Raw genomic sequence first — 16,419 nt, 5'->3', positions numbered from 1 at the left:
GGTGAAGCGGCCAACACCATGGCTAAACTTGATCCAGCCCATACATCAGGTCGGCAATCAGGTCGTCGGGGTCTTCAAGGCCGACCGACAGACGCAGCAGGCCCGGGGTCACGCCGGTTTCGAGGCGGACCTCCTCGGTCAGGCGCGCATGGGTCGTGGTCCGCGGGTGGGTGATGAGCGATTTGGCATCGCCCAGATTGTTGGAGATGAGGATCACCGCCAGATTGTCGGACAGGGCGAAAGCCCCCTCCTGCCCGCCCTTGACGTCGATGGCGAGCAGCGTCGAACCGCGCTTCATCTGCCGCTTGGCGAGGTCATATTGTGGATGACTGGGGTCATGCGGGTAGATCACGCGCTCGACCTTGGGATGGCCTGACAGCGCCTTGGCAATCTTCTCGGCCGAATTGGTCATCTGCTCGACGCGCAGCGCAAAGGTTTCGAGGCCCTTTGTGAGAACCCAGGCATTGAAGGGCGAGAGCGTCGCCCCGGTATGGCGCAGGAACGTATGGACATCGCCTTCGATGAGCGCCTTGGAACCCAGCACGATGCCGCCCAGCACGCGGCCCTGGCCATCAATATGCTTGGTGGCCGAATAGGTGACCAGATCGGCCCCCATCGCGAGCGGCTTCTGATAGAGCGCCGTGGCAAAGACGTTGTCGACGATCAGTTTTGCGCCATGGGCATGGGCGATTTCGGCGACGGCGGCGATGTCGACCAGTTCGAGCGTCGGGTTGGTCGGGGTCTCGATGAACACGACCTTGGTATTGTTCTGCATGGCGGCAGCGAAATTGGCCGGGTCGCGCCCGTCGACAAGCGTCGAGGCGACGCCGAAGCGTGGCGCGAAATCTTCGACCACATAGCGACAGCCGCCGAACAGCGCCTGCGAGGCAACGATATGATCGCCGGCACGCACCTGGCTCATCACCGCATTGGTAACGGCGGACATGCCGGTGGCGAAGCACCGCGCCGCCTCGGCGCCTTCGATCAGCGCCATGCGATCCTGGAACATGTCGTAATTCGGATTGGCGAAGCGCGAGTAGTTGTGCCCGCCCGGAATCTTGCCCTGAAACAGCAGCTCGGCATGCTCCGAACTGGGATAGGAAAAGCCGGAATTGAGGAACAGCGCTTCGCTGGTCTCGTTGAACTCCGAACGCCTGTTGCCCCCGTGAACCATCTGCGTCGCCGCCGACAGCTTCTTGGGATCGGCGAGGGGATTGTTGTTCCTGGACATGTTCGAAACCTTCATACGAAAAAACCGGCACGCAATGGGCGGCCGGTTACTACGGTCTTTAGCGACTTCTTTAGAGTGGCTGCAAGCGACCGGCCAAATCACCACTACGAATTACCCTAAGGCCATCAGCGCAGCGGCGTCAATTGTCGAGGTTGCTGGGGAAGAAGCCCCGACGCGGCCCCCCATCGTCATTGCCCGGCTTGTCCGGGCAATCCAGACTTGGCACAAGCATGGAGGATGCGAGACGGGTGGAGCCCGTCCTCGCGGCCTCGAGGAGCGCACTATATGACCCAGACCTGGCCAAAGGGCGTCTTTCCGGCGCGGTTGATCGAAAAGCTGCACGCCGAAGGCTCCATTGCCGCGGAGCGTCCGTTCGACGCCGATCAAGTGCAGCCGGCCAGCCTCGACCTTCGGCTGGGCAAGACCGCCTATCGCGTCCGCTCAAGCTTTCTGCCCGGCCCCAACCATTCGGTTGCCGAGCGTATCGAAGCGCTGAAACTGCACGAAATCGACCTGACCAAGGGCGCGGTGCTGGAGCGGGGTTGCGTCTATCTCGTGCCGCTCGAGGAAAGCCTCGACCTGCCTGCCGACGTCAGTGCTTCGGCAAACCCCAAGAGCTCAACCGGGCGCCTAGACGTCTTCACCCGCGTCATCGGCGACCGGGCGCGCGGCTTTGACCAGTTGCCGCCAGGCTACAAGGGCCCGCTTTTCCTCGAGATCAGCCCACGCACCTTTCCCGTGCTGGTGCGCACCGGCTCGCGCCTCACCCAGATGCGCTTCCGTTCCGGCGACGCCCGCCTGTCGGTTGAGGCACATCGGGCGCTGCACGCCTCCGATACGCTGGTCATTGGTGGCGATCAGCCGGTCGACAACGGCGTCGCGCTCTCCATCGACCTCATGGGCGAGGGGCGGGACGGGCTCATCGGCTTCCGATCCAAGCGCCATACGGCTGTGGTCGATGTCGACAAGAAGGGTGCGCTCGATGTGCTCGACTTCTGGGAGCCGCTCTATGCCCATGGCCAGAGCGAGCTGATCCTTGATCCCGATGAATTCTATATCCTGGTGAGCCTCGAGGCCGTCCACGTGCCCCCCACGCACGCCGCAGAAATGGTGCCGTTCGATCCGCTGGTCGGCGAATTCCGCGTGCATTATGCGGGATTTTTCGATCCGGGCTTCGGCCACTCGGCCGCCGGCGGCACCGGCAGCCGCGCCGTGCTCGAAGTCCGCAGTCGCGAAGTGCCGTTCCTGCTCGGCCATGGCCAGATCATCGGACGGCTTATCTATGAGGAACTGGCCGAAAAACCCGACCGCCTCTATGGCAGCGCCTTCGGCTCCAACTACCAGGCCCAGACGCTCAAGCTCTCGAAACACTTTAGGCCGTTCGAGCGATAGGGCCCGGCCCCATGCCACCAAAAAACTCGTACCGTCCTCGGGCCTGACCCGAGGACCTGTTGCCACATCCGCCATGGTTGAAAGTGGCCCTCGGATCAAGTCCGAGGGCGGCTCGGTGGTTGCAGGGAAGCCGGATTACCTCCCCGTCGTCATTGCCCGGCTCGTCCGGGCAATCCACCTCGCAAAAGCATGGACCACCGGGACAAGCCCGGTGGTGACGATGAACATATAGGCCTCCGCGCTCTACCTTATCCGCCTGCCGTCCTTGCCGAACACCAGCAGGTCCGCGGGTTCGAATTTCGCCGAATAACGGTCGCCGGTCTTGAGCGTGCGGTTATTGTCGGTGGCGATGGTGAGCAGTTCGCTGCCGGTGTCGCGGGCATAGGCATAGGTTTCCCCGCCCAGATGCTCGATGATCTCGACAGTGACGTCGAGCGCGGCGCTGCCCTCGGTGGAAAAATGCTCAGGACGGATGCCCACGGTGACGGAAGCGCCGGTCTCCAGCGCCACGGGCGAGGGAATGACCTGACCCGGGAAATCGATGAGGCGGATGCCGCCGGTCTCAGCCGTGCCTGCGAGGAAGTTCATCTTAGGCGAGCCGATGAAGCCAGCCACGAAGATATTGTCCGGGTTATCGTAAAGTTCGAGCGGCGAGCCGACCTGTTCGATGCGCCCGTCGCGCAGCACCACGATCTTGTCGGCCAGGGTCATGGCCTCGACCTGGTCGTGGGTGACGTAGATGATGGTGGTGTTGAGCTCCTGATGCAGGCGCGCAATCTCGATGCGCATATGCACGCGCAGCTCGGCGTCGAGGTTGCTGAGCGGTTCGTCGAACAGGAACACGTCCGGGTGGCGGACGATGGCGCGGCCGATGGCGACGCGCTGGCGCTGCCCGCCCGAGAGCTGGCCGGGACGGCGCTCCAGCAAGGGTCCGAGTTCAAGAATGCGGGCCGCCTCGGCCACGCGCCTGTCAATCTCGGCCCTGGGTGCACCGGCGAATTTCAGCGCGAAGCCCATATTCTCGCGCACCGTCATATGCGGGTAGAGTGCATAGGTCTGGAACACCATGGCAATGCCGCGCTGGGACGGATCGACCTCGTTCATGCGCCTGTCGCCGATGGTGAGATCGCCCGAGGTGATCTGCTCAAGTCCGGCGATCATGCGCAGCAGGGTGGACTTGCCGCAGCCCGAGGGGCCGACAAAGACCACGAATTCCTTGTCCGCAATTTCGAGATCGACGCCCTTGATGACCTCGACGGCGCCGAAGGACTTCTTGACGTTGGCCAGCTTCAATCCGGACATGGGCGGTTCCTCAGCTTGCGGAAAGCGTTGCGACGGCCCGTCCGAGCCGGTCGCTGGTGACGGTGACAGTGATCGGACCCTTGCCGGTGGTCCTCAGCCAGAAGCCGGTCGAACCGGCGCGCAGCGGCACGAGGCCCGGGCCCAGCCGTTCGGCGGCGCCGGAGACTTCGATACTCACCGGCTCGGGGAAGAAGGGCAGCTTCTTGCCCGACTGGTCGAGCGCCCGCACCATGACGCGGACAGTGTCGCCCTCCGCGCCGAGTTCGGTCTTGTCGGCCACGACTTCAAGCTCGTGGGCGATCGGATCGGCGATGAAATTGACGGTCTTGACCGGTTTTCCATTGATGAAGCCGGTGACGGTGGCGTCCTCCCAGCTCATGCCCCAAAGGCCCAGTTCCTCGTCGGTGAGATGCGCGCGGGTGATGACCACGGGCGCATGCGGCAGGTGCGGGAATTTATCGCGGTCGGGTCGGAAGCGCTTGGGCGCGTTCTTGCCATAGGTCAGCTCGACCTCGTCGCAATTGGTGAGGATGATGAGCGGCAGCACGCCACCGATATTGCGCTCGCCGCGGGCCCAGAAGGTCACCGGCTTGAGGATGACCTCGTCCTCCGGTTCGCACTGGCTGCTATAGGCCCAGGCGGCAAACTTCGGTTCGCGGAACATGTCCATGACGCCATGGTGGCAGATGCGGTCGCCCGAGCCGAAATCCTTGTGGGTGTTGTAGTCGAAGGCGCACCAGCCGATGCAGCCGGCAATCTGCGGATCGCCATAGGCGGCGTTCATCACTTCCAGATGCCGCAGCACATGCTCGGCCTGGCGCTGTTCCTGGTCCCAGGACTTGGTCGGGTACATGTGCCCGCCATATTCGGTGATCATGTAGGGCACGACACGGTCGAGGCCCGTCACTTCCTGCTGCGGCCGCAGCGGGGTGCGCGGGCGGTTGCCGCCCCACTCCTCATTACCGAGGATGAAGTCGTTCATGGTGTAGACGTCTTCGAGCAGCTCGCTGTCGGTGATGTAGCGCACGCCACCGGTGGAGCGGGTCGGATCGAGCTCCCGCGCCAGTGTGTTAGTGCGCACATAGAAATCGCGGTCGTCCTGGCTCTCGTTGATGCGCACGCCCCATATGACGATGGAGGGGTGGTTCCAGTCGCGGGTGATCATGCGCCGGACGTTTTCGACGCTCTCGTCCTTCCAGCTTTCGCCGCCGATATGCTGCCAACCGGGGATTTCCTCGAACACCAGGAGCCCCAGTTCATCGCAGCGGTCGAGGAAATAATGGCTCTGCGGATAGTGCGAGGTGCGCACCATGTTGAGCTTGAGCTCGTGCTTCAGGATTTCCGCGTCCCGTTCCTGCGCCGACTTGCCGAGGGCGTAGCCGACATAGGGGAAGGACTGGTGCCGGTTGAGGCCGCGCAGTTTTAGCGCTCTGCCGTTGAGCTTGAAGCCCTCGGTGGTGAATTCAGCCGTGCGGAAGCCGAAGCGAAATGTTGCCTCGTCCTGGCCGGCGGCGGTGTCCACGGTCACGGCAAGCGTATAGAGCGACGGGGTCTTGAGATCCCAAAGCGTGATGCCGGTGAGCCCGTCGAAACCGATCTCGACACCGGCGCCTGAAATCGCCGCCTCGGTACTGGCAATGATCTTGCCCTCGCCGTCGAGCAGCGTTGCCTTGAGCGTGCCGGACAAAGCCAGGTCCTGCGGATTGGCGAGATCGATGCGGGCGCGCACCGCCTTCTTTTCGGCCAGCGCGTCGGGCGTTTCCACCTTGGCATTGCCGACAAAGATGGGCGCCGTCACCTTGAGCCAGGCTTCGCGATAGATGCCGGCATAGGTGAGGTAATCGATCTGGCCGCCGAAGGGCGGGATTTCCGGATTTTCACTGCCGTCGATGATGACCGAGAGCAGGTTTTCGCCGTCATTCAGCCGGCCGGTCAGACGGGCCTCGAAGGGCGTATAGCCATCCTTGTGCGCGGCGATCTCCGCCCCATTGAGGCTGACCTTTGCATTGGCCATGGCGCCGTCGAAGACCACCGACACTTCCCTGCCCTGCCAGACGGAGTCGGCGGTGAAGCGCTTCTCATAGGTGAAGACGCGCTGGTAGGCCTTCTCGTCGAAATAGGTGAAGGGCAGTTCCACCGCCGTATGCGGCAGGCGGACCTGGTCCTTGCCCTCGAACAGCCAGCCGGAATTGAAATCGATCAGGGAACGCATGGAAGACTCTATTTGACGGCGCCCAGCATGCCTTCGACGAAGCGGCGCTGGAGCAGGAAGAAGATGATGAGGGTGGGCAGGGTGGCAAAGATGGCGCCGACCATGACCACGCCCCAGTCGGGCGTATAGGCCGAGGTGAGACCGGCAACGACCAGGGTCAGGGTCTTCATCTCATTGGTCTGCAGCACGATCAGCGGCCAGAGGTAATTGTTCCAGTTGGCCATGAAGACGATGATGGTGGCCGCCGCATAGGTCGAGCGCATCACCGGCATGTAGACCCAGAAGAAGATCTGCCATTCCTTGAGCCCGTCGATGCGCGCGGCATCGCGCAGTTCATGCGGGAAGGCTTTCGTCGCCTGGCGGAAGTAGAAGACGATGAAGATCGACGCCACCGTGGGCAGGATGATCGCCTGGTAGGTGTTAATCAGCTTGAGGTTCGCCATCATGATGAAGAGCGGGACCATCAGGGCCGCGAAGGGAATGGACAGCATCAGCAAGAGGCTGCCGAAGATCTTTTCGCGGAAGCGGCTGCGGAACATCTCGAAGCCATAGCCCGCCAGTGAGGAGATCAGCAGCGTCAGCGCCGTGCCGAAGCCGGCGATGAAGAACGAGTTGAACAGGATGCGCGGCATGTCCACCGAGGTGAAGAAGTTCACCATATTGCCCCAGAGCGCACCGCCGGGCGTGGCCTTGCCCTTGAGGATGTCGGCAGAGGTATTGGTGGCGCCGACCGCCATCCAGAAGAACGGGAAAACCGAGATGAAGGCGGCCAGCAGCAGCAGCAGATAGGTGGCGGCGCGGCCGACAAGGGCGATTGGGTTGCTCATGCGCGGCGATCCCTTGCCACCAGGAACTGGATGAGGGTGAGGATGCCCACCAGCACGACGATCACATAGGAGACGGTCGCGGCGTAGCCGAAGCTGGGCATGAAGCGGAAGCTGAGATTGTAGATATAGAGCGACAGCGTCAGCGTCGCGTCTGACGGCCCGCCCTGATTGGTGATCAGGTTGGGCTCGTCGAAGAGCTGCAGCGTGCCGATGGTGGAAATGACGGTGGTGAAGAGGATCACGGGCTTGAGCATTGGCACGGTGATGTACCAGAAGCGCGCCCAGGCCGGGACGCCGTCGATCCTGGCCGCCTCGTAGATCGAGCGGTCGATATTCTGCATGGCGGCGAGGTAGAAGATCATGTTGTAGCCGGTCCAGCGCCAGGTGATGGCGCTGATGATCACGACCTTGGCCCAGAACGGATCGGCGAGCCAGGGAATGGGATTGTCGATGATCTGCAGGGCCATGAGCATCTCGTTCATGATGCCGTCCTGGGCAAACATGGAGCGGAAGACCACCGAATAGGCCACCAGCGAGGTGACGCAGGGCAGGAAGATGGCAGTGCGGAACCAGCTCCGCCCCCAGAGCCTGCTGTCATTGAGCGCATTGGCAAACAGCAGCGCCAGGATCAGCATGATCGGCACCTGGATGGCCAGGAAGATCAGCGTATTGGAAAGGGCCCGGAGGAAGATCGGGTCCTGGGTCAGGCGCATGATATTGGTGAAGCCGCCGAAGCTGAAATTCATGCCGCGACCGACCTGGAAACTCATCCAGAGCGACCAGATGATCGGGTAGATCATGAATATGCCGAGAAGGGTGAGGGCGGGCAGCACGAAGAGCCAGCCATTGACCTGCTGCGAGCGGTCATATCCCGATTGCGCCACGCTTTCCCCCTGCTTACTCGCCGTGCCCGAGGGGCGTCGGCTCTTTCCTGGTGTCATTCCCGCGAACGCGGGAACCCCTGTTCAGCGAAACCCAAGTTTATCGTCATTGCCCGGCTCGACCGGGCAATCCACCTCCCCCGCAGTCTGGACTACCCGGTCAAGCCGGGCAGTGACGACCATGAAGAGATTGGCGGAACGATAAAATCACCGACGACCCCCGCGCCGAACGCGAGGGCCTCGGGGAGGCCGGGGGCGGCGTGCCGCCCCCGGTTTTCCTGATTACTGGACCTGCTGGTTGACCTGGGCCTCGATGGCCGCGGCGATCTCGTCGATATTGCCGCCGCTGGTCAGGGCCGGAATCTGCGCCACGACAGCCGCGTCGGCTTCGTTGGTGAAGATGCCATAGTTGACCGCCGGGATCTGGCCGAGCCAGTCGGAGAAGTTCTGCCACACCGGGGCGCCGCCGAAGAAGTCGTCGCTGGCCGAATAGGCCTCACCTTCACGGGCGGCCAGGAGCGAGCCGAGCGCACCCTGGTTGACGAGGATTTCCTGGTAGAAATCGACATCCTGACCCCAGACGGTGCTGAGGAAGTCGAGGGCTTCGGCCTTGTTGGGGGCCGAGGACATGACATACCAGCTCGAACCGCCGAGGTTGGAGGCATTGGTGGCGCCTTCAACGCCGTCGAGCGCCGGGATTGGGGCAATGCCCCACTGGCCGGACTGGTCGGCATTGGCCTTGATCGTGCCGACCATCCACACGCCGGTCACGGTGGCAAGGGTGTCGCCCGAGGTGAAGGAACCGGTATACTCGGTCCAGCCGGCAACCGGCTTGGTGATGCCCGAGGCAATCAGATCCTGGTAGGTCTTGAGGGCAGCCTTGAACACGTCGTTATTGGCAATGTTCACGCTGCCATCTTCGTTGAAGTACCAGGAACCTGCCGACTGCATCATGATGCGGAAGATGCCGGCGTCATTGGGATCGATCGGCAAGAGGATCTGGCCGGTCTTTTCCTTGATGTCGGTGCCGATTTCGATGAGGCGGGCCCAGGTGATGCCTTCGAGGTCGGCGGCGGTATAGCCGGCATCCTCGAGAATGTCGGAGCGGTAGAAGAGGCCCGTCACGCCGGAGTCGAAGGGCAGCGAATAGGCTGCGCCATTGAGGGTGGCGAGCTCAACCTTGTAGGGCGCGAAGCCGGAGAGATCGGCAGTGCCGGACACCGGCTCGAAGGCGCCGGGGAAGGACTGCAGATACTTCTGTGCACCATAGTCCTCGATCAGCACGATGTCGGGCAGGCCGTCAGTGGTGCCGGAGGCCAACTGGGCCTGCAGCTTGGTTTCGAGGTCGGCCTTGGCGAAGTCGACGACGGTGACAGTCACATCGGGATGCGCGGCGGTATAGATTTCGGCGGCCTTGTTCATGGTGGCGCCGTTGAAGTTGGGGTCCCAGGCCCAGACGGTGATTTCACCGGCCGATGCGGCGGTGACGGTGAACAGGGATACGCCGGCAAGCGCGATAGCAAGCGAGCGCTTCAGGCCCGCGGAAAAGCTGGTCATTGATAATCCTCCCAATTGGGTGTTTCCTCTTCACCCTGAGAGCACACTAATATGACTTTTGGCTCCCGCGCAAGAATTTCAGTAAATTTTTACTGCGGATAATTTTGCGCGCCTATTGTCCGTCGAGGGACCGCGTACTCGCCCGCCAGACAATGCGGGAGGCCAGGTTGATCTGCTTGGCCAATTCGCGCCCACCAACCCGTTCGAGCAGCAGTTCCACCGCGGTTTCGCCGATTTCCTCAGCCGGCAGGTGGACCGTGGTCAGCGGCGGGTTGAGAAACTGCGCCACCGAGATGTCGTTAAAGCTCGCCACCCCGATGTCGCCGGGAATGGCGAGGCCTGCCTCGTGCAGGGCACGATAGACGCCGATGGCCATGGAATCGTTGAAAGTGACGATGGCGTCGAAGGGCCGCCGCTCGGCGAGAATATCGCGGGTGAGGCGGTAACCGCCCTCTTCGGTATTGTCGCCGCTGCGGAACAGGCGGTCATCGAACCAGCCGGCCGCCGTCATCCATTGCACAAAGGCCTGGGCGCGCCGGTCACCCCAGCCGATATAGCCGATCCGCCGGTAGCCGCGCTGCGCGAGCGCCGCCAGCAGCTTCTCCATGGCTGATCTGAGGTCAGCCGACACGGAGTCGATCTGGTCGTCATGCGGCACGTGGTCGGCAAAGACGATCTGGCGGGAATTCTTCACCAGCCAATCGGTTTCGTCCTCGTCGTGGCGGCCAATGACGATGGTGCCGGAGGCCTCCTGCAGCAGCTTGGCGTCGGGCTTCGCATCGGTGTGGTAAACTTTTACCGTTTCAATCTTGAGGGCGGCGCAGCGCCGCTCGATGCCGAGGCGCAGGGCCACGTAATAGGGATCAACCAGCTCGCGTTCAGGCGCCAGGAAATGCACCAGCGCCACCTTGGAGAGGCCCTGCTGATTGGCGCGATTGCGGGCACGCGGGGTCGCGTAATTGAGCGCTTCGGCCGTCTCGATGATTGCCTGCCGCTTGCGATTGGAGATCGAGAGCGTGGAATCGTAATTGAGGACGCGCGACACCGTGGCGCTCGAAACGCCCACCGCCGCCGCGATTTCTTTTATCGTTACCATGGCCGGCACGCTACTTCCGCGCGGCCAGCGGGGTCAATCGCCTTGCTCAGACCGCAAAACCCGCTTCAAGCCGGTCATCCCAATCGATGGCGCCGGGCCGGCCGAGCAGGAAGCCCTGCGCCTCGGTACAGCCTTCCTTGCGCAGCACGTCGAGCTGGGCCCGTGTCTCCACGCCTTCAGCCAGGACAGGCACGGAGAGACTGCGCCCGAGCGCCAGAATGGCCCGCACAATGGCCTTGGACTGCTCGTTGCTCTCGACTTCGTTCATGAAGGAGCGGTCGAGCTTGATCTTGTCGAAGGGGAAGGCGCGCAGGGTTTCGAGCGAAGAATAGCCGGTGCCGAAATCATCGATGGCGATGGAGACGCCAAGCGCCTTGATCTGCCGCAGGATATGGAGGGCCCGCTGCTTGTCGCTGATGATCGAGGTCTCGGTGACTTCCAGCTCGAGACGATGGGGGGCGAGGCCCGACATGAAGAGCGTATTGCGGACCGTGTCGATGAGGTCGACCTGGGCCAGTTGCAGTCCGGAGACGTTGACGGCGATCTTGTAGGGTTCGGGCCAGGACGCGGCTTCGAGGCACGCCATCTTCAGCACCCAGGCGCCGATGGCGTTGATGGCGCCGCATTCCTCGGCTACCGGAATGAAGTCGGCCGGCGAGACTTCGCCATGGCCGGGGCGATTCCAGCGCAACAGCACTTCGTAGCCGGTGATGTCACCGGACGAGACAGACTTCTGCACCTGATAGGCGAGGTAGAATGCGTTCTGTTCGAGCGCGGTCCAGAGGTCCCGCGCCATGTCGCGGCGATCGCGCGCCTGCTCGTCCATGTCGCGTTCATAGTAACAGATGCGGCGGTCGAACTCGGCCTTGGCGCGATACATGGCGAGGTCCGCATTGCTCATGAGCTTGGACAGGTCCTGCCCGTCCTCGGGCCACACGGCGACCCCGATGCTGCCGCCCGAGGAGACCGCCAGCCCATCGGTTTCGATCCGTCGGCTCAGGGCATCCTCGATGCGCACGAGGAAGTCGCGCAGCCCATCCATGCCGGAAAACACCTTGATGGCCGCAAACTCGTCGCCGCCGAGACGGGCTATGACCTCGCCGTCGCGCAAGAGGGCGTTGAACCGGCTCGCCAGGGTCTTGAGCACCAGGTCACCCGCGGCGTGGCCATGGCTGTCATTGATGTCCTTGAAGTGGTCGAGGTCGATAGCGATGATCGCCATCTTGCCGCGGGTTTCCTCGGCCTTGGTCCGGCACACTTCGAAGGATTCGTTGAAGCGGGCGCGGTTGGGCAGGCCGGTCAGCCCGTCGTGCCGGGCGAGATGGGCGATGGCCCGCTGCGAGCGGTGCCGCTCGGTGATGTCATCGAGGGTCGTGACCCAGGAGCCGTCGCCAATCGGGCTGTGGCTCACATGCAGCACGCGGTCTTCGGCGAATGGAATGACGATTTCACCACCGTCGCGGATGAGCGGGGCATGATCGGCCAGGACGTCATCGACCCGCGCCTCAAGATCGTCGGGTTCGATATCGCTGCTGATGATGGTCAACCGGCAGGTTTCGCGGAAACTCACGCCATGCAGATCAGTGGAGGATTGCAGGCCAAGCAGGGTGAGAAACCGCTCATTGTGGAGCTGCAGGTGGCCATCGGCACCATAGAGGCCAAGTCCCTGCGCCATATGGGTCATGGCCAGTTCGAGCTTGGTGGTCACCGCCATGATCTGGGCCGCGTCGCGCATTTCGCGCTCCTGCTCACGCGCGGTCCGTCGGCGATCCGCCTCGTCCAGAATGGCGCTGCCCAGAGCCAGGGCGAGCAGCAGGATGGAAATGCAGGTGAGGGCTATGGAGAGCCAGAAGCCATCCAGCTGGCCGCTGACCGAAAGCGGGAAGCAGAGCGAAAAGTCCGCAGCGGCCATTGAAGTGAAGTGCATGGCGCAGATGGCGACGGTCAGCAGCGATGCGCCGGCCAGCACGCGCCGCACCTTGCCTTCCATGCCCAGGCCGAGCGCCACGCCACCCATGGCAATGCCCGACAGAACCGAAGTGGTGACCAGCGTCGGGTCCCAGACGAGGCGTCCGCCCATAATGAGTGCGGCGATGCCGGTATAGTGCATGGCCGAAATGGCGATGCCGACGACCGCGCCGCCCAGGAAACGATCGGAGAAACTTTCGGCCCGCGCCGCCATGGCAATGCCCAGGCCACAGACACCGATGGAGATGAGCAGCGACAAAGCCGTCAGCCCGATGTCGTAGCTGAGGGTAAAGCCGGGCTGGAAGGCCAGCATGGCCACGAAGTGCGTGGCCCAGATGCCAAAGCCGACGGCCATAGCGGCCACGGCGGTCCAGATATTGCGGACGCGCCCGGAGGCGCGCGCGGCATGGCGCGCCAGTCCGATACAGGCATAGGAGGAAATCATGCAGATCGTCGCCGCGAGGACGATCAGGGCCGGATCGTGGGCCGAAATGAAAAACTCGATGATCGGCAATTACGCGCCTATGGAAATACCCGTACTCGTGCATAGTCCTGAGGCTAAAAGATTTACGGAACCGTCACTGCGAAGCTGCAAATGCGCAAACGTGATCGTTTCTGGGCTTTTTTGTCGGCGCGCTATAGCATTACCGAGCCGAGGGGGCGTCATGACCACAGAACTCTACCCTGCCGACTTTTATGCTGACCGGCGCGCTCATACGCTGCATGCGGCGCGGCGCATCCTCGCGGCCCTGCCCCAGGGTCTTGCTCGTGATCGCGTCGCCGATATTGGCTGCGGCACGGGCACATTCCTGGCCGCGGCGCTGGAGGCAGGCGCAAGCCATGCCTTCGGCATGGAGGGCGACTGGGTCAGCGCCGACATGCTCGATGACAAGGCAATCGCCTTCTCTACGCAGGACCTGGAGCAGGACTTTGCCGGCCCGCAAGTCGACCTGGCCCTGTCGCTGGAAGTGGCCGAACATCTCTCGCCCGGCCGCGCCGAAGGGTTTGTGCGCGACCTCGTAGCCATGGCCCCGGCCATTCTGTTCAGCGCCGCCATTCCCGGCCAGGGCGGGGTCGGTCACATCAACGAGCAGTGGCAGAGCTATTGGGCCAACCGTTTCGCCGCCCATGGCTATCGTGCCTATGACGTCGTCCGCCCGCTGATCTGGACCGATGAAGCCGTGCCCGCCTGGTACCGTCAGAATGCGCTGCTGTTCCTCAACGACGCGACCGCCTCGGCACTGGGCCTCACACCTACCGATGCGACGCTACTCGACCGCGTTCATCCGGCCTTCTGGGCCCGCGCCAATCGCGAACTCAAATATGCCAATGCGCTTCCGGAGTCAGAAGTGCTCCGCCAGCAGGCGCAACAGCAGCAACAGTAGGCCAACAGGTCCCAATGTTCATCGTCATTGCCCGGCTCGACCGGGCAATCCAGTTCGCTGTCGCATTGACCACCCGATCAAGTCGGGTAGTGACGAAGGACGGGTGAAGCCGCGTCCTGAACCGGTCCGGTCACCGCGCCGCCCACAACAGTCCGCGCTTCAGGATCGTCCGCACCTGCGGGATTTCAAGCTCGTCCGCCGTATGACCGAGAGAGGAATAGAACACCCGGCCCTGGTCATGGGTTGTGGTAAAGACAACAGGCATCACTACGTCCTTGCGCCAGGAGTGGAATTCTCCCGAGAAGGTGGTGGTCGCCAGCACTTCGACCGCCGGATCGTAGTTGAGGTAGTACTGCTCGCTCGTGTGCTTGAAGCTTTCGATCCCGGCCATGATGGGATGGTCGGATCGGGTCACGTCCACGGTGTAGGTGATGATATTGCCCGGATGCTGCACCCAGTAGACGCTGGCGGCATAGCGGAAGGGCACGCTGGCGCGGAAGGTGGTCGCCAGCCCCATGTGATACCCGGCCAGCCCGGTCCCCGCCCTGATGGCGGCAATCAGGTTCTTCATCTTTTCGGGGTCAAGCGTGCCGTCGGTGATGACGGGCACGACCAGATCATTCGTCCCCACATCCTCTGCCCCCAGCGCTTCGTAGTCCGGGGTCACGGTGACAGCAAAACCCTCTTCCTCGAGCAGGGTCCGCACCACATGCGCGCCACGCTCGGGCGTATGCAGCTCCATGCCACCCCAGACGACGAGGGCCTTTTTGGTCATGTCTCATTCCTTCCTGTTCTTCTCCCCATCGGAGAGAAGATCAAAGCCCCAACCCAACCGCCTCTGTCCGGTGCACACCCTTGGGCACGAAGCAGAAGGCATCGTCCTCGCCCAGCAGTTTGGCTGCCAGATGCACCACCGAGAGCCACATTTCGGTGCCCTGCAGGCTAGGCGTCTGCCCATCGGCAAAGGCAAAGCCTGCACCATCCACCCAGCGCTCGCCCGCCCGCGCGATCACCGAGCGGGCAATGGCTTCAGCCTCGCCGCGACGATGGTCGGTCTGGCCCAGACAAAGCAGCAGCGGGTGGATGGTGTCGAGCAGGTTGCAGGCGGTATAGGTTGGCCCCGAAAAGCCGCCATAGTTGCGATGGTTGCGCAGCACGGAGTCAATCGCCGCTTCCGGCCGCGGCACGGCCACGCCAAACTGGGCATAGGTGCCGCGCGTCAGCCGGTAAAAGCCGTTGACCGGCTGCAACAAGCCCTCGTCCGAGGTGGGCGATCCCCAGAGGCCGGAGGCCCGGTCCTGTTTCAGCGCCAGCCAGCCGAACAGCGTTTCCCGCGCCGAACCGGAAGAGAAATAGCGGGCATTGAAATAAAGCGCCGTGCCGATGGCATCGACGGCAGCACCGGCACCCCAGGCACGACTGCGCCAGGTGAGGTTCTGCAACCAGGCGCAGAGGTCAGGGGCGGACAACTCGACGGCAGAAACCTTATGCAGCGGCTGCGACCCCAGCACTTCGAGCGCATAGCCGACGGCCAGGATGTTGTAGAGCGCCAGGCCGTCGTCGCGCATGGCCACACCCGGCATGGGCGCCTGATAGGGGTCGGGGAAGAGCCCCGTCTCCGTGTCCTGCACCGCCTGCAATCGGGCAATTGCCGTCGGTACGTCCAGCCCCTCAGGCAGGCCGTTGAACGCCGTTGCAATCTCGATGGCGTCGCAAAGATGGCGAATGCTCATCTTCGCTCCGCCATGGTTTTCGCGCGAAAGATAGTCGCCTTCCGCCATGTTGCGCTTGAGGATGTCCTGGGACTGCCCTTTGGCCCGTTCACCCAGAGCCGCCAGTTGCGCCCGCGTATCGTCGCGCCGCGAACGGCCGCGATAGCGCAGCACCTTGGCCGGCACGCCGCCGACAATGGCCATGGGTGGAACATCCTTGCTGACCACCGCACCCGCCGCGATCACCGCACCACGCCCGATGGTGACGCCATCGACCACGACCGCATTGGCGCCGATCCACACGTCGTCCTCGATCGTGATACCCAGCGTCTCGTGCTTCTGCAGGTAGATCGGCACATCGGGGTCGTCATAGCCGTGGTTGAACCCCACCAGAGACACGTGGCTCGCGATGCGCACCCCGTCGCCGCAGCGCACCTTGCCCGAGATCATCGCATAGGGATTGACGGTGCAATGGGCGCCAAAGGTCGCCTCGCCACGCACCAGCGCGTGTCCGGCGATCCAGCTCTGCGCGCCCAGGTCCAGCCTTGTGGTGAAGATGGCCGCGTCCCGCGCCACATAGGCGGTGGGGTGGAATGTCGCCCCTGCGCGGGTGGCCAGCTCGGCCTGTCGCGCCCGGTGCTCGGGGCTATCGATATCCTCGGGCCTGCGGTCCCAGGTGAGGAATTGCAGGCGGGATTGGTGCCAGTCCTCGTCCGCGTGGTTTTTATCGAGCATCGCTACCCCTCACCCGTCTCGGCCTGCGGCCGATCCACCCTCTCCCTCAAGGGGAGAGGGGAAGCACCGCGCTCGCCTCACCCCCGATTTCCCCTTCTCCCCTTGAGGGAGAAGGTGCCCG

General features: G+C 63.2%; 12 protein-coding genes and 1 riboswitch. Of the genes, 2 read left to right on the top strand and 10 right to left on the bottom strand.

From position 1 onward, the window contains the following. Positions 1 to 22: 22 nt before the first annotated feature. Positions 23 to 1,231 carry an O-succinylhomoserine sulfhydrylase gene (gene metZ / locus MQW79_RS15880; RefSeq protein WP_476585436.1) on the bottom strand — a complete coding sequence of 403 codons (1,209 nt, stop codon included), beginning with the start codon at positions 1,229 to 1,231 and terminating at the stop codon, positions 23 to 25. Between the two features lie 39 nt (positions 1,232 to 1,270). Then, positions 1,271 to 1,346, bottom strand: a riboswitch (SAM riboswitch). 170 nt (positions 1,347 to 1,516) lie between these two features. Here metZ and MQW79_RS15875 point away from each other — a divergent pair. Next, positions 1,517 to 2,623, top strand: coding sequence for a 2'-deoxycytidine 5'-triphosphate deaminase (locus tag MQW79_RS15875; RefSeq protein ID WP_476585435.1), 1,107 nt, complete (start codon positions 1,517 to 1,519; stop codon positions 2,621 to 2,623). 243 nt (positions 2,624 to 2,866) lie between these two features. On the opposite strand, the gene MQW79_RS15870 is transcribed toward MQW79_RS15875, so the two are convergent. The 7 genes from MQW79_RS15870 to MQW79_RS15840 all read right to left on the bottom strand — a co-directional run bounded on the left by MQW79_RS15870 (position 2,867) and on the right by MQW79_RS15840 (position 12,980). After that, positions 2,867 to 3,925, bottom strand: a complete 1,059-nt coding sequence (locus MQW79_RS15870; protein WP_476585434.1) for an ABC transporter ATP-binding protein — start codon at positions 3,923 to 3,925, stop codon at positions 2,867 to 2,869. 10 nt (positions 3,926 to 3,935) lie between these two features. Continuing rightward, entirely contained in the window at positions 3,936 to 6,137 is a 2,202-nt protein-coding gene (locus tag MQW79_RS15865) for a glycoside hydrolase family 2 protein (protein ID WP_476585433.1), read from the bottom strand. 8 nt (positions 6,138 to 6,145) lie between these two features. Further along, complete coding sequence (locus MQW79_RS15860) at positions 6,146 to 6,964, bottom strand: carbohydrate ABC transporter permease (protein ID WP_476585432.1); 819 nt, start codon at positions 6,962 to 6,964, stop codon at positions 6,146 to 6,148. Continuing rightward, positions 6,961 to 7,905, bottom strand: a complete 945-nt coding sequence (locus MQW79_RS15855) for a carbohydrate ABC transporter permease (RefSeq protein WP_476585431.1) — start codon at positions 7,903 to 7,905, stop codon at positions 6,961 to 6,963. Before MQW79_RS15855 ends, MQW79_RS15860 begins: the two co-directional genes overlap by 4 nt. 222 nt (positions 7,906 to 8,127) lie before the next feature. Further along, positions 8,128 to 9,402: an ABC transporter substrate-binding protein gene (locus MQW79_RS15850; protein ID WP_476585430.1), complete on the bottom strand. Its 1,275-nt coding sequence runs from the start codon at positions 9,400 to 9,402 to the stop codon at positions 8,128 to 8,130. A 112-nt stretch (positions 9,403 to 9,514) separates the two neighbouring features. Next, positions 9,515 to 10,498, bottom strand: a complete 984-nt coding sequence (locus MQW79_RS15845; protein ID WP_476585429.1) for a LacI family DNA-binding transcriptional regulator — start codon at positions 10,496 to 10,498, stop codon at positions 9,515 to 9,517. Between the two features lie 46 nt (positions 10,499 to 10,544). Further along, a complete protein-coding gene (locus tag MQW79_RS15840; RefSeq protein ID WP_476585428.1) occupies positions 10,545 to 12,980 on the bottom strand; it encodes an EAL domain-containing protein in 2,436 nt (811 codons plus the stop codon). 151 nt (positions 12,981 to 13,131) lie between these two features. Here MQW79_RS15840 and MQW79_RS15835 point away from each other — a divergent pair, with 151 nt between their 5' ends. After that, positions 13,132 to 13,851: a class I SAM-dependent methyltransferase gene (locus tag MQW79_RS15835; RefSeq protein ID WP_476585427.1), complete on the top strand. Its 720-nt coding sequence runs from the start codon at positions 13,132 to 13,134 to the stop codon at positions 13,849 to 13,851. A gap of 130 nt (positions 13,852 to 13,981) precedes the next feature. On the opposite strand, the gene MQW79_RS15830 is transcribed toward MQW79_RS15835, so the two are convergent. After that, entirely contained in the window at positions 13,982 to 14,626 is a 645-nt protein-coding gene (locus MQW79_RS15830) for a ThuA domain-containing protein (RefSeq protein ID WP_476585426.1), read from the bottom strand. 40 nt (positions 14,627 to 14,666) lie between these two features. Beyond that, entirely contained in the window at positions 14,667 to 16,298 is a 1,632-nt protein-coding gene (locus MQW79_RS15825) for an acyltransferase (RefSeq protein ID WP_476585425.1), read from the bottom strand. Between the last annotated feature and the right edge of the window lie 121 nt (positions 16,299 to 16,419).

This window comes from Devosia sp. Micro-HW1, assembly GCF_056341075.1.
This window is presented reverse-complemented; position numbering and strand designations above follow the sequence as displayed.